Annotated in this window: 11 protein-coding genes and 1 pseudogene; 5 read left to right on the top strand and 7 right to left on the bottom strand. The window is 61.3% G+C overall.

Annotated elements, in window-relative coordinates:
* Nucleotides 1–413: 413 nt before the first annotated feature.
* The 5 genes and pseudogenes from JJE47_14055 to JJE47_14035 all read right to left on the bottom strand — a co-directional run bounded on the left by JJE47_14055 (nt 414) and on the right by JJE47_14035 (nt 4340).
* On the bottom strand, nt 414–647 hold the full coding sequence (locus JJE47_14055; GenBank protein MBK5268547.1) for a hypothetical protein: 234 nt from the start codon (nt 645–647) through the stop codon (nt 414–416).
* A 53-nt stretch (nt 648–700) separates the two neighbouring features.
* Nucleotides 701–1881, bottom strand: a pseudogene (locus tag JJE47_14050) (cation:proton antiporter).
* A gap of 124 nt (nt 1882–2005) precedes the next feature.
* Entirely contained in the window at nt 2006–2569 is a 564-nt protein-coding gene (dps, locus tag JJE47_14045) for a DNA starvation/stationary phase protection protein Dps (GenBank protein MBK5268546.1), read from the bottom strand.
* 439 nt (nt 2570–3008) lie between these two features.
* Nucleotides 3009–3524, bottom strand: a complete 516-nt coding sequence (locus JJE47_14040) for a DoxX family membrane protein (protein MBK5268545.1) — start codon at nt 3522–3524, stop codon at nt 3009–3011.
* A 156-nt stretch (nt 3525–3680) separates the two neighbouring features.
* Nucleotides 3681–4340, bottom strand: a complete 660-nt coding sequence (locus JJE47_14035; GenBank protein MBK5268544.1) for a PRC-barrel domain-containing protein — start codon at nt 4338–4340, stop codon at nt 3681–3683.
* Between the two features lie 418 nt (nt 4341–4758).
* Between JJE47_14035 and JJE47_14030 the strand changes: the two genes are divergently transcribed.
* The 3 genes from JJE47_14030 to JJE47_14020 all read left to right on the top strand — a co-directional run bounded on the left by JJE47_14030 (nt 4759) and on the right by JJE47_14020 (nt 8616).
* A complete protein-coding gene (locus tag JJE47_14030; protein ID MBK5268543.1) occupies nt 4759–5919 on the top strand; it encodes a hypothetical protein in 1161 nt (386 codons plus the stop codon).
* Nucleotides 5920–6326: 407 nt separating this feature from the next.
* Complete coding sequence (locus JJE47_14025) at nt 6327–6758, top strand: DUF3052 domain-containing protein (GenBank protein MBK5268542.1); 432 nt, start codon at nt 6327–6329, stop codon at nt 6756–6758.
* Between the two features lie 55 nt (nt 6759–6813).
* A complete protein-coding gene (locus JJE47_14020) occupies nt 6814–8616 on the top strand; it encodes a glycoside hydrolase family 15 protein (GenBank protein ID MBK5268541.1) in 1803 nt (600 codons plus the stop codon).
* 489 nt (nt 8617–9105) lie between these two features.
* Here the strand turns inward: JJE47_14020 and JJE47_14015 are convergent, their stop codons facing one another.
* Complete coding sequence (locus JJE47_14015) at nt 9106–9858, bottom strand: glucose 1-dehydrogenase (GenBank protein ID MBK5268540.1); 753 nt, start codon at nt 9856–9858, stop codon at nt 9106–9108.
* A 999-nt stretch (nt 9859–10857) separates the two neighbouring features.
* Between JJE47_14015 and JJE47_14010 the strand changes: the two genes are divergently transcribed.
* On the top strand, nt 10858–11706 hold the full coding sequence (locus JJE47_14010) for an aldo/keto reductase (protein MBK5268539.1): 849 nt from the start codon (nt 10858–10860) through the stop codon (nt 11704–11706).
* 176 nt (nt 11707–11882) lie between these two features.
* Here JJE47_14010 and JJE47_14005 read toward each other — a convergent pair whose 3' ends face one another.
* On the bottom strand, nt 11883–12191 hold the full coding sequence (locus JJE47_14005) for a winged helix-turn-helix transcriptional regulator (protein MBK5268538.1): 309 nt from the start codon (nt 12189–12191) through the stop codon (nt 11883–11885).
* Nucleotides 12192–12310: 119 nt separating this feature from the next.
* On the opposite strand from JJE47_14005, the gene JJE47_14000 reads away from it, so the two are divergent.
* Nucleotides 12311–12895 (top strand): hypothetical protein, encoded by a 585-nt coding sequence (locus JJE47_14000; protein ID MBK5268537.1) that lies wholly within the window; start codon nt 12311–12313, stop codon nt 12893–12895.
* The last annotated feature ends 265 nt before the right edge of the window (nt 12896–13160 follow it).

Here is a 13160-nt window from a genome sequence, read left to right as displayed (position 1 = left end):
CGGCTTCCAGACGCGGCGCATCCAAGCCGTCCGTCGGATCGGTCCTCCTTGGGGGGCGGGGAACATCCAGGTGTCCGGTCCGGTCTGGTCTTGTTGGGTGGCGTGTTGGGCGAGTTGTTCGGTGATGGTTCGGGGCAGGACGACCGTTCGGATGCTTTTGGCCGTTTTGGGGGGTCCTACGATGATGCGTCCGGCCACGTCGGATGCGGTTCGCCGGACCCGGATCAGGCTGCGGGTCGGGTCGAAGTCGCCGGGTTGGAGGCCGGCTAGTTCTCCGATGCGGAGCCCACCAAACGCGCGTCGTTCAAGATCCGTCCGAGCAGCTGGTAGGCCTTGCGGATCGTGGCCGCGGCGTACCCGTCGGCGTCGAGATCCGAAACCCATTCTGGGGGTCAACGGCTGTCGGGACGCTGCTAACGGTCGGAGTCGGCGATGTTCTTGCGGTGGCGGAGCTCTTCGGTGCGTTCGAGGTGGCGGATCTCCTCGACAAGGGCTGCGATCTCGGTTTCGTAGCTGATCGCCGCGTCGGTGCGTTGCGCGTAGGTGAGCTCGCCGATTTTCCCGATGAGGTTGTCTCGCTGTCGGCGTGCCTTGCGGTCCGAGACGCGATCGCGCACGCTCGAGACGATGTTGGCGGGGAAGTTCACGGGTGGTCGCCTTTCTGGTGGTGTGGGGTTGCAGGGTAGCTGTGGCGTCCGTGTCAGGGGGCTGTGGCTGTTGGTGGGTTCGGGTCGGGTGTGAGCCAGCGGGCGATGGCGATGTCGGTGGAGGAGTGGGCGAGGATGGATGCGACGACGACGAGCGCCGTCAGGTGGAACAGTTCGTCGCTGAGGGGGATGTGGGCGTCGAGGATCAGTAGTCCGTACACGACCGAGGCGAATCCTTTAGGTCCGAACCATGTCGCGGCGACGCGTTCGCGGCCGGGCAGGGGGCTGCCGAGGAGGGCGAGGCCGAGGGACGCGGGGCGAGCGACGAGTAGTGCGGCCGCGGCGAAGAGGTAGCCGTTGAGCGGGATGTCGGCGAGGAAGCTGGGTGAGATCAGCGCGCCGAAGACAAGTAGTGCGGCGAGTTTGAGGAGTTCGGCCACGAGCTCGCCGAATTGGTGGAAGGCGCGGCGGATGGCGGGACTCATGGTGGCGACGGTGATGCCGGCTGAGAAAGCCGCAAGGAACACGTTGGTCTGGGTGAGTGATGCCAGTGCGAGAACGATGAGGCCGATGGCGAAGGCGTTGAGCGGTTCATAGGTGACCGAGGCAGAAAACAATCGGGTTCGCTCGAGGCGGATGGCGATCGCCGGGACGCCGACCCCGATGGCGACACCACCTATGAGCTCGGCTCCGAGATCGAGGGCGTGGATGGTGTCGGGCCCGGCGATGGCCAACAGGACCACGACGATGGGAAGGGCGAGACCGTCGTTGAGGCCGCTTTCGACGTTGAGCAGATGGCGAAGCTTGTAGGGGATGTCATCGCGGCCGACGATGGCCGCGGCGAAGACCGGATCGGTGGGCTCAACACCGCGCCCAGCAGAAACGATTCCGCCCACGGCAGTCCCGTCAGCAAGTGAGCGAGCAGAGCTGTGAACGCGAGGCTGAGTGGGAGGCCGAGGATCAGTGCGCGGCCGGGGAGTCTCCAGGCGGAGCGGAGTTCGGGGAATCCGACGCGCATGCCGTCGGTGAACAGCACGCTGAATAGGGCGAACTCGGCCAGGCTGGCGACGAGGTTTTGATCGGCCCGGACCTTGATGGCACCTAACACGCCGTCGCCGAGGAGGAACCCGGCTGCGAGGAACAGGACGGCGGTCGAGAGCACCGAACGATTCGCCAACCGCGAAACGAGGACTGAAGCCAGGAGCACGCAGGCGAACACGAGCACCAGGAGCATGACTGGTCCTAGTGGCCGAGGCGCTGGGCGAGTGGGTCAAGGTAGGTCATCGGTGTGGTCCGATGGGGGTGCCCATGAGCACGTCGAGGAACACCCAGAATTTCCCAATTCGGTCGCGGAGTTCTCAACCGAGCAAGTTGGTGGTGGCGGCGGCGGCCGCTGCGTCGATTTCCGTTTTCTGGCCAGCGGTCGAAAGTTCACCGGACGTATTCTCGAGATGAGCCCTGATAAACCACTGAAACATCTCCAGCTTGCCGGTTTGTGCCGTGAGTAGGTCGGCGGTCACGGGGTCGGTTTTGTCTGTCGCGTTGATGGCATTTCGGTGAGCGCCAACAACTCCCGAATACACCATATCCATGGCTCCAAGGTGGGCTTGGGTTACGGCACGGCCGAGAGCGTAATCGTCCCAGCTGCGGTTCTGAACCAAGTACCCGGGAAGACCGCTCGGGATACCTCCCAGGGTGGCTATGCGTTCCGCCACTTCGTCGGCCATACCTCGAACTTCTGCAACCTGCTTGTCGAACATCTCATGAACGGCCATGAAGTCCGGGCCGACCACATTCCAGTGGGCGTGCTTGAGCGTGAGAGAAAGGTCAACCAGGCTCATCAGCCGATCCTGCAAGATGTCGCCGGTCTGCTTGGCGTCGTGCTCGCTCATACCAGCCGGCCTATATAGGTATTGGGTCATTACTGCTCACTCTTCCTGTGGTCGCGATCTACGAGATCTCTACCCGCCGGTGCCGGAAAGCAAACCATTGCCATGCGAGGGTACCGTCTTAGACTACCCGCCGCTGGAAACGGACACCGAAGTTACGACACGATGCTCGTCACCTGCCGTTGAGCATGCTTTTCGGTGAGCGCGGTCTCGCGAGCTTCGTCCTCGACGCTGAGTTGTGCGGCGCCGGCGAGGATCTCGGAGGTTCCCTCGAGGTGCTGGGCGTCGACTGGGATTCCAAGTCACTGGTCGAGGCCCGGGGCTGGAGCGGGCGACCCGCTGAATTTGAGCCCCCGGCTCGCCGGGGGCTCAAACAAACCGTCCGGCAGAAATTCTCAAGGCCCATCAGCCTTGGTTGACTCCGCCTCGTCGCCCGGTAGCGGATGTGCCCGCTAGGGCGCAGAGACTCTCGTCATGACGTGCGGGAAACGGTCGGCTGCTCGCTCAGTGCATCGAGGACCTCGGGATCGTCAATGAGGCCGCCACCGCGAACCGTTGCGCCGATCGTAAGTGCCGCCGACACGAGCACGATGTTCTTGAGGATGTATTGGCCTTCAAGTGTCGGCACGAATAGGCGTGACCAGGTCAGCTCCGGAAACAGAAATAGGGGTGTCACCGTCCCGAGCATTTGCCCGACGAGCAGCAACAGAGTGAGGCGCATGAACTTGCCTGTTACGAGCCCGATCCCAATCGCAGTTTCGAGGATCGCCAGCAGGACACGGCCGAGGTCTTCAGTTATCAGACCAAAGGAAAGCCGGTCAATCGTCTCCGTGGCGAGCTGGTCGGCGGAGCTCAGGCCTGGCCAAAACTTGAGGACTCCAAACCAGATGAAGAGGACGCCAATGCTGATGCGCAAGAGCGACAGTCCGTGCCCCGCCAGCCAGTGGGTTACTCGGCGGTCTAACGCCTGGAACGCTGTTCGATCCATAGCGGCAACGCTAGCCGCTGGCGGCGGTGTACTGGAAGTCGCAGCGTCGAGGGATGTTGACCTCCATAGCCTTTCCTCCCGGTTCGATACTCACCACGGCTTCTCGGCACAGCGGTCTCACCTTGGTGTGTGCCGCCGGCGCCCGAGCAGACCGTCTCAGTCCGCGGACGGCAACTCGGCCGGATCGTAGGGTTTGATGGACTGAACCATGTGTTCTACTACCCCCAGGCGTATCTCGTTCTCGGAGATGGCGTCGACCCAGTTGATGGGTATTGCCTTGCGGACCGGATTGAACCCGTCATCGGAAATCACGATGTGGGTCGCCAAGCCAATGTCGGTCAAGATGACTTCCTCGAGCCGGCCAACCTCGCGCCGGCCCGTTGCCAAGACGGGAATACCCGGTTTCAACGCGACCGCCCGGTCGGGGATATTCCGTTCAGTCACCGTGCGCATCGTGGTCTCGTACGTGGGCGAGGCGACGCCGTATGGTCCGTACCACACGAATGGGAAAGGTCCATGTGCGGTTCCAGCCGAGGCGGGTACGTCCTCGATAGGCTCCTCAAGCGGGACATAGTGGTACTCGAGGAAGGGCGGGAACCGGTCGGGATCGACGTCCTGGTCTAAGTTGATGCGTTCCTCGGTTGCGGTGGCGACGACGTCGATTGGGATCACTTTGTCCTCAGGAAAGAAGATGCCCTTGCGCACCACGATGTGCGACACCATGCGGGTGAGTGGGTCGATGACGATGTGATCGACTTTGCCTAAATGCTCGTCGTGTGCGGTGAACACTCGAGCGTTCTCGTTAACCTCAAGCACGTGATCCTTCCTTTATGGACGTAACTATGAACCTACCTGAGTGTCATGATTGGGGCGCAGTTGCTGGTCGGAGTCGCTCTGAACCCGCGTGCCGTCGGTGGCTTTTTGGGGTTATGCGCCCCGACCTCTAACTGCGCCATATACATCGAACCGGTGGCGGGTTCTGGCTTTCGCCCAAGGTGGCGAGCGCCCCTAACTTGGTTGACGACATGACGCGCTCACTTCTACCCATCCGCGACCGCAGATGCGTAGTCTTGATGGGGCTGCTGGGAACGGGGGTGTCGAGTTTGAGCCTACTGCGTTGGTCAATTGGGCCGACGCCATCCACGTTCGACCCGCACCGGCGTCGGGGTGTGGGCTCAATTGCAGGAAGTCCGGGGTTGACTTTCGTTCGGTGTCATTGGCTATGCTCGGTGTTATGGGTGAGATTCGCGTGAACGCAGATATAGACGTGATCTCAGCGGCGGATGTCACGTCGCTGGGCATGGCTGAGGGTCCGTGCGTGTCGATGTTTATGCCGACGCATCGTTCCGGCAGGGAGACGTTGCAGGGTCCGATTCGATTGCGGAACCTCATCAACTCGGCCCGTGGCGAGCTGTCCGGTTTCGACGTTGCCGAGACGGTCATCGAGGCCATCCTGGCACCGTTGGAGTCGCTCGTCGACGACCACGGGTTTTGGCAGCACACGGCAGACGGGCTGGCGCTGTTCAGCTCGACGGGACGATTCGAGCGATACCGGGTTGCGCTGTCATTGACTGAGGAGGTCGTCGTTGCCGCGTCGTTCCGAGTTCGGCCGGTGTTGTCGGTGGTGTCTCGCGACGAGTCGTTCTTTGTCTTGTCGTTGAGCCAGAACGAGGTGCAATTGTTCGAGGCCACGAGTTCTACGATCACCAAGTTAGACCTGGGGTCCGCTGCGACATCGATGGACGAGGCGCTCACGCTCGAGGATCCCGAGCGGCAACTCCAGTCTCACTCGACGGGCGGAGGGGGCGTCGAGTTCCATGGCCATGGCGCCGGGGCCGAGCTCGACAAGACCGCGATCCAACGTTTCCTGCGTGCAGTAGATCGTGGTGTTTGCGAACGGTTGGGTGACGCACACGAGCCGCTCGTGTTGGCGTGCGTCGACTACTACTTGCCGTTGTTCCAGGCGGTCACTCGATACCCGAACGTGTTCGACACTGCGGTGACGGGTAACCCTGAGCATCGTTCCCCGACCGAACTTCACGCCGACGCGTTGCGGTTGATCGAGTCACCGACCGGCGGCGAGGGCCATCCTGGCATCGACCGATATCGAGCTGCCGTCGGTGCCGGTAAGACCGTCTCCGCGATCGTAGATCTCGTGACCCGAGCCCGTGAGGGGCGCATCGCCACCTTGCTGGTTACCGATGTGGCACCGGTGTGGGGTCGCGTTGCGCCTGACACGGGCACGGTGTCGACGTCGCAACGTGCCTCGATCGAGGACGAGGATCTGATCGACCGCGCGGTATTCGACACACTTGCGAAGGGCGGCGAGGTCTTCGTGACTGATGTGGCGACACTCGGAACCGCCACCGGCGTGGCTGCGACGTTGCGTTACTGAACGCCGGACCCCAACCAGGAGGACGAGACGAGCGACGAAGCCACTGCCACGGTGGAAGCGAGCTTGCGACTCGGAGGGCAGACGCGACCTCATCCGCCAGTTGACCGACGCAAAGAACCGGACCGAACCGCGTAACAACCCCTTGCTATGTGTCACTGAACGGCGCGAGCGTTGAACGACGAGCACGAACAGCGAGTCGGATTCTCCCGCGGGCTATGGGCGGTCGGCCGCGGAATCTTACGCGCCATCGGCGAAGTCGCTGTGATCGCCGTGTCCCAGCGGTAAGTGGTGGTCGCTCATGAAGAACTCGTCCTTGTCTCGACGAAAGTCGAGGTAGTCCTGGATATCCATAGGCGGGGCAACGGCAAGACTTCGCTGCGGATTCCCGCACCGATATACTCTGAGCCATGGCCGGAGACAGCGGAACCCCACTCCCGAAGAAACTGGGTATCAAGGAAGGAATGACTGTTGCCCTCCTCAATGCTCCGAACTACTTCAACTTCGACCTCGGTGACTTGCCCGACGATGTGGAAGTCCTCCGCGACTCCGACGCCGCGGCGGCGGACGTCTTCATCATTTTCGCCAACCGCGCCGCCGAGGCGGAGCGTGGCTTCCAGCGGGCGATTACCTTGCTCCCACCGGACGGGTCGATATGGATCGCCTGGCCCAAGAAAGCATCGGGAGCGGAGACCGACATCGTCGAGGGCACCCTGCGCGACCTATTCCTGCCCACCGGACTGGTCGACAACAAGGCCTGCGCCATCGACGAGACCTGGTCGGGGCTCAGATTCGTGGTGCGCAAGAAGAACCGGCCCGGATGGAACCAACCGGGCAACTAGCGAGATCTTCGTCTTAGCCTTCACGTCATGCGACGGTCGGTCCCAGGAGGTCACGATCAGCAGACATCTTTATCCTCCCATCACGGACTACGGGCTGGTCGGCGATTGCCACTCATCGGCTCTCGTTTCGCGGCAGGGGTCGATCGATTGGTGTTGTATGCCTCGCTTCGACTCACCGAGTGTTTTTGGACGATTACTCGATTGGGAGAAGGGGGGGCATTGCTCCATCACGCCGACGGATCGTCGGTTCGAGACCTCTCGCCAGTATGTCGACCGGACGCTTGTGCTGGAGACTGTGTTTCGAACCGGGGAAGGAGAAGTCCGGCTCCTGGACTGCATGGTCATGCGCGAGGGTGGGCGACAACGGCCACGCCGACAGCTACTACGAACGATCGAAGGGGTAAAGGGATCCGTTGAGCTGGAGATTGGGATAGTACCCCGCCTGGAATATGGAGCAGTCAAGCCGTGGGTCTCCTCATATCCAGACGGTGTTTTTACGGCGCTTGGTGGCCACACGGGGTTGGTTGTCTCGGGGACGATTCCGCTCATCATCGGATCGGATCACGACCTCACCGGCGTGTTGCGAGTGGATCAAAGAGAGAGCTACGTCCTGTCGATCGAATTTGCCCGACCGGAGACGGTCGACCAGGGCCCGGGTGACGTGGCAGACCGCAAGGAACTCCAGCAGCGAGTCGAGGAGACCGTAGCGTGGTGGGAGAGATGGTCGGACAAGATCGACCGTCAAGCGTCTGACTCTGAGATTCGTTCGGCCATCGTCTTGAAGGCACTGTCGAACGCTCCAACCGGTGCCTTCGTGGCCGCCCCGACCACTTCGCTGCCTGAGGCAGTGGGCGGGGAGCGTAACTGGGACTACCGCTACAGCTGGGTACGGGACAGCGTGTTCTCGGTAGAGGCTCTCGCAGATCTCGGCTGCGAAGCGGAGGCTGAGGGGTTTCGCCGCTTCATCGAACGCAGTGCGGCGGGAAGCGCCCCTGAACTGCAATTGATGTACGGGGTGGGAGGCGAAACGCGCCTCGATGAAGTACATCTCGATGACCTCGAAGGCTACCGGCAGTCCAAACCGGTGAGGGTGGGTAACTCGGCGTACCGACAGACTCAGCTCGACGTATACGGGTATCTGGTCGACCTCGCTTGGTCGTGGCAGCTGCGTGGCCGAACCCCTTCGAACCACTTCTGGGAGTTTCTGGTCGACATCGTGGATACTGTCTGTGCCCGCTGGGAAGAACCGGACAAGGGCATTTGGGAGATCCGGGGCGAACCGGAGCATTTCGTCCACTCAAAGGTGATGTGCTGGGTCGCCATCGATAGAGGCATCAGACTCGCCGAAGCAGCCGCGAAAACGGCCCCTGTCGAGCGCTGGCGGACGGTGCGAGAAGACATACGCGCAGCAATAGAACGGCGCGGGTACGACGCAGAGCGGGGTATCTTCGTGCGTTCATTTGAATCGGAAGCGCTCGACGCGGCGCTGTTGCTGCTCCCCGTATTCGGTTTCGTGCTATGGGACGACCCTCGCATGATGCGAACCGCCGAAGCGATCCACGCCGAGTTGGGATCAGGGCATCTGGTCCGCCGCTATCTCACCGGAGATGGATTGGAGGGAAGCGAAGGAGCGTTCCTCGCCTGCTCGTTCTGGCTGGCACAGTGCTATGCCCGTCAAGGCCGGATCGAAGAAGCAACAAAGGTATTCGAGCTGGCCGCCTCGGCCGGCAACGACCTAGGCCTCTTCTCGGAAGAAGCCGAACTCGAGACCGGCGCAGCGCTGGGAAACTTCCCGCAAGCGCTCAGCCATCTGGCCCACCTGACAGCCATGCGGGCTATCCGAGTAACCGGCACCTGAACATGACTGTGCAGCCCGGCGCCCGCCGGCAGATCGAATTGGGACTCAGGGATGCTGTCGATCAGTTCCTTGATGACGTCCCATAAGGGTTGCAACCGGAGAGGGGGGGTATTCCAAAAGCCCCCGATAGGAGACCTTGGACTCCACGAATCCACACGAATCCACCACATGGCGAAGGTCGTAGCCATAGTTCCCAATGTCAAGCGAACGACCCTCGCTCAGATCTATGGAGCGACTCGTAGGTCGGTTTCCTCTTTATCGTCGAGCGGGTATAGAACTGGAGTTACTGGGAGTCGGTCGGTTCGATGTACGAACAGTCGGATCTGACCGTGCCTATTTCTCCAGCAGTTCAGCCAGGCTGTGCATTGAAGCTGCCTCGGCGGGACCGACCTTTGCCCTGGTCCAACATATCACCAAATATGGCGCGAGGCACGCACCTTTCGCCGCTATCGGCAGTTGTGATCCTGTTCCTCGGCGTCCCGTCCGCCCTCAGCGGGCCATGTAACCGCCATCGATGTAGAGCTCCAACCCGGTCACGAAGGCGGCGTCGTCGCTGGCGAGGTATGCGACACCGGCCGCGATCTCGTCCGGCAAACCGAGGCGACCCATCGGGGTGAGATCGATCATTGCTTGCTCAAAGGGGGTGCCTTTGGCTTGTTCGAGAAGCGGGGTGTCAATGAAACCCGGATGCACTGAGTTCACGCGGACTCCTTCGGTTGCCCAGTGCAGCGCGATGTTCTTGGTCAACGTGCGCACTGCTCCTTTCGCGGCGTGATAGGCAGGTGAGGAGCCGAAGCCGCCGCTGGCGCCGAAGATCGAACTGATGTTAATGACTGAGCCATTGGCTGACGCCTTCAATGCGGCCGCGGCAGTCTTCATGCCGAGGAATACTCCGGTCTGGTCGATGGCGATGGTGAGGTCCCAAGCGTCGAGGGTGGTCTCTTCGATTGCTTCCAGGTCTCCCATTCCTGCGTTGTTCACCAAGATATTGAGGCCTCCGAACTGTTCGACCGCCATCGCAACGGCAGCTGACCACTCATCAGGCGACACTACGTCGAGGTGCGCGAAGGCGGCTTTGCCGCCCGCAGCCACGATCGAATCGGCCGTGCTCTGTCCCGCCTCGTCGCTGATGTCCGTGACCAGCACCGCAGCCCCTTCATCGGCAAGACGCTCTGCTATGGCCTTGCCAATCCCGCTGGCTGCGCCAGTCACCAGCGCTACTCGTCCCTGCATGCGTTCCATCTTCGCTCCTTCTCGTTTTTGGCGGCCGACTTCCAGCTCCTCAAGACGCCGTCAGAGGCTGGGGTCCACGCTCGCGCAGGGCACGCGGGGCATCAAGGGCCGATCTGCCCTGTTTCACAGGCAAACAGAGCATTTCTTTGACCGTGACCGCGGGTGCCCACTTACGGCGGATCAGAAGGTTGGGGGTTCGAGTCCCTCCGTGTGTACGAGCGAACGGATGCGTCCACCAATTTCGAGGCGGCAGACGGGCGTGAGTGCCGCTTTCCAATGCCAGGTTCGGGTGCCACGATTTCCCTGTTTGGCGACGTAGTTTTGTGGTAGTTGGCGGACCGTACGATTCCGGCACCTGTCGGGCGGTAGAACGCCAGCGGGAAGGCCACCATGGAACTTCATCGCACCCGAGGTCCAGGCGTCGGCGACCTGGTCACGCTAGTCCGTAAGCCCAAGGTGAACCCCACCTCACCAGACCGTGTTCACCGCGAACTTGAATCGGCTCCTCAATCGCTCAGGGGTCGCTCCTTGACCATCGTTGGCTGGGTGATCCTGGTCGTCGCCCTTCTGATCATTGGATTCGTTCTGTTGCTCTAGTGGCGGTCGGACTTCCGTGGCAGGCGGACGGCGAGGCACGATCGATGACCCGATCCCCAGTCAACCCAACCTATAGGCATCCAAACCCAGCGAACGTTCGGCAGCGGGAAGCGTTCTCAAAGCTTGGATTTCTCGGATTTCTCGCCGTCAGTGGTGTGAGCTGGTTCAGCCATAGCCCGAGCCCGGTCCTTCTGGGGGTTCTTTGTGGTCGCTCTGGGCGAGAGGCCTCTCGATCCTCGGGGGAATCGCGACGTGCGCCCTCTCGGATCCGGCGACTTATGGCCCACTTCCAAGCCCTCCGGCCATTGGGCTATTCTGGCGTTCGAGGGTCGATTCGATGACTTGGCCGACCGGTGCTGACTTTTTGGGTGTATCAGCAGCGAGCGTCGGCCGATCTTTTGGAGGAATGCAATGCAAGGAGCGGAAGCCCCCACTATTTCTGCCCATGGTGCTGAGATGCCCGTCGTCGGGTACGGGACGATGCTCTACCCCGAACCCGAGCGGGCAGTCGAGCTGATCGTCCATGCGCTTCAAGTCGGCTATCGCCACATCGACACCGCCCGCAAGTATGGCTCTGAGCAATGGGTGGGGGAGGCGATCCGCTCGTCGGGCGTGCCACGCGACGAACTGTGGGTCAGCACCAAGGTGACCGAGGAGAACGCCAAGGCCGACGACTTTGCTCGCTCGGTCGACAAGAGCCTGAAAACGCTCGGTCTCGATTACGTCGACCAGCTGCTCATTCACTGGCCCCAACCGGCCGTGCCACTTGAAGAGACGCTCGGGGCGCTCGCCAAAGCCAAGCGCGATGGCCTGACCCGACATGTCGGCGTGTCCAACTTTACGGTGGCGTTGCTCGACGAGGCGGTCGCCAAATGCTCCGAACCGATCGTGACCAACCAGATCGAGTACCACGCCTACCTCCGTCAGGACAAAGTACTCGCGGCTTGCGCCCGCCACGGCGTGATCGCCACCTGTCATGTCCCGCTGGCCAGAGGTCAATTGCTCGACGATCCGGTGATCAGCGAGATCGCCGCCGTGCACGATAAGACGGCTGCCCAGGTGGCGCTGCGGTTCCTCGTCCAGCAGCCCCAGGTGGCCGTGGTGCCACGGGCCCTCGAATTCAGTGAGATCGACGAGGACATCGACCTATTTGACTTCGAACTCAGCGCCGAAGAGATGTCGCTGATAGGGGCGTTACGTGACAGGAATCTTCGCGTTGTCGACCCCCCGACTCGTCGCCCGGTATGGGACGTCGGATAGAAACCTAGGCGGGGTTCGACCGGTCACCGGTATCGAACGGATACGGGTCAGAGAGTCTTTGCGGATGGGGTCTATAGATGGCCGGCTCGATTCCTGTATTGCAGGCTACGATCTCCGCTCAGTGGTCGCAGGAGCTCCAGCCATTGATGTCACTTTTTCGTCGCAGGCGGGGCAGATCACATCTGGCTGGACGGTGAAGGGCCGAGTTCGGCGTCGCTAAGAAGGTTCAACAGTTCGCCGATGGTCGGTTCGCCGCCGCCATTGGCGGGCAATGGAAGATGTTCCTGGATGTGGTACCGGTTGCGGCGTCCGTCTCGTTCTTTGACTACGTAGCCCGCCTTGGCTAGGTCGGCCACGATCGCGTAGGCGGTGCGCTCGGTGACGTCCATTTCTGAGGCGATATCGCGAAGACGCGCGTCGGTGTCGCGCGCTATAAGCAGCAACGCCCGAGCGTGGTTGGTGAGAAAGCTCCAAGTTGACGGCATGGAACAATAGTAACATGAAACTAGAAATAAATTGCTAGTTTCTATTTTCTACGGTATAATCGCGAATAGAAAGCATCACCCGAACAGGGCGACGCCGTGGACGCAGTGAAGGGGTCTAAATGGATATTGAGTCCAATAAGTCTGTAGATATTGAGTCCAATAAGTCTGTAACGGTCGACGAGCGAGACGAAACGGTGGCTGCACCAGCACCAATCGCCGAGTCCGTTGCGTCTGTGCCAGTTACGTCAGGCGTTGTTTCAGCTCGGGCCGAGACGGTCCGCACGATTCGCACAGCGAATTACACACCGTCGGCTGTCGTTGCGGCGGTCGTCGCCATTGCCATGTTGGTCCTGGGCGGGATCGCCGTGGCCCGTGCCGGGATCGACGGCAGCCTTGGGCAGCCGGTAGTCACCGTCGCAGGATTTTCCGCGACTGCGCTGCTGGGGCTGATCGTGTTCGGCTTTGGCGCCATGTTGCTCAGCGCGGCGCTCGCCAGGCAGCAGCGTTCAATTCTGACTTTGGGGATTCTTGGCGGCGTCGCCGGCTTGATCGTCGTGTTCGAGCCAACTGTCGGCGGCGAGTCCCTGCCGATAGAGCGCAGGCTTGCGATATTGGCCGTGATCGCCATGGCTGCGATCGTCGTTTCTGCCCTTTTGCCCACCGTGTCGCGCGTCAACACACGCCAAACCACCGGAGTCACTTAGCCCCACATGGTCACTTCGGTGACAACAAATCGATTCCCTCAAAACATATGACTCGATCTCAGAAAGGTAGGAAGGAAAGATGAGCACCACTGGATGGATCATCCTCATTGTCGTGCTATTCCTGGTATTCGGCGGCGGCTTCGGCTGGAGTCGTCGCGGTAGGTAGGCCACAACAAATCGATTCCCTCAAAACATATGACTCGATCTCAGAAAGGTAGGAAGGAAAGATGAGCACCACTGGATGGATCATCCTCATTGTCGTGCT

The sequence above is a fragment of the Acidimicrobiia bacterium genome (assembly GCA_016650365.1).
Classification (GTDB): domain Bacteria; phylum Actinomycetota; class Acidimicrobiia; order Spongiisociales; family JAENVV01; genus JAENVV01.
Note: the sequence above shows the minus strand (reverse complement) of the source record. Positions and strands in the feature narration are given on the sequence as shown.

What these genes read in the sequence shown, in the direction of transcription:
- JJE47_14040 (MBK5268545.1), bottom strand. Translation starts at nt 3,524, where the DNA reads ATGGATCGAACAGCGTTCCAGGCGTTAGACCGCCGAGTAACCCACTGG.
- JJE47_14000 (MBK5268537.1), top strand. Translation starts at nt 12,311, where the DNA reads ATGGATATTGAGTCCAATAAGTCTGTAGATATTGAGTCCAATAAGTCT.
- JJE47_14025 (MBK5268542.1), top strand. Translation starts at nt 6,327, where the DNA reads ATGGCCGGAGACAGCGGAACCCCACTCCCGAAGAAACTGGGTATCAAG.
- JJE47_14030 (MBK5268543.1), top strand. Translation starts at nt 4,759, where the DNA reads ATGGGTGAGATTCGCGTGAACGCAGATATAGACGTGATCTCAGCGGCG.
- dps (MBK5268546.1), bottom strand. Translation starts at nt 2,569, where the DNA reads ATGACCCAATACCTATATAGGCCGGCTGGTATGAGCGAGCACGACGCC.
- JJE47_14010 (MBK5268539.1), top strand. Translation starts at nt 10,858, where the DNA reads ATGCAAGGAGCGGAAGCCCCCACTATTTCTGCCCATGGTGCTGAGATG.
- JJE47_14005 (MBK5268538.1), bottom strand. Translation starts at nt 12,191, where the DNA reads ATGCCGTCAACTTGGAGCTTTCTCACCAACCACGCTCGGGCGTTGCTG.
- JJE47_14015 (MBK5268540.1), bottom strand. Translation starts at nt 9,858, where the DNA reads ATGGAACGCATGCAGGGACGAGTAGCGCTGGTGACTGGCGCAGCCAGC.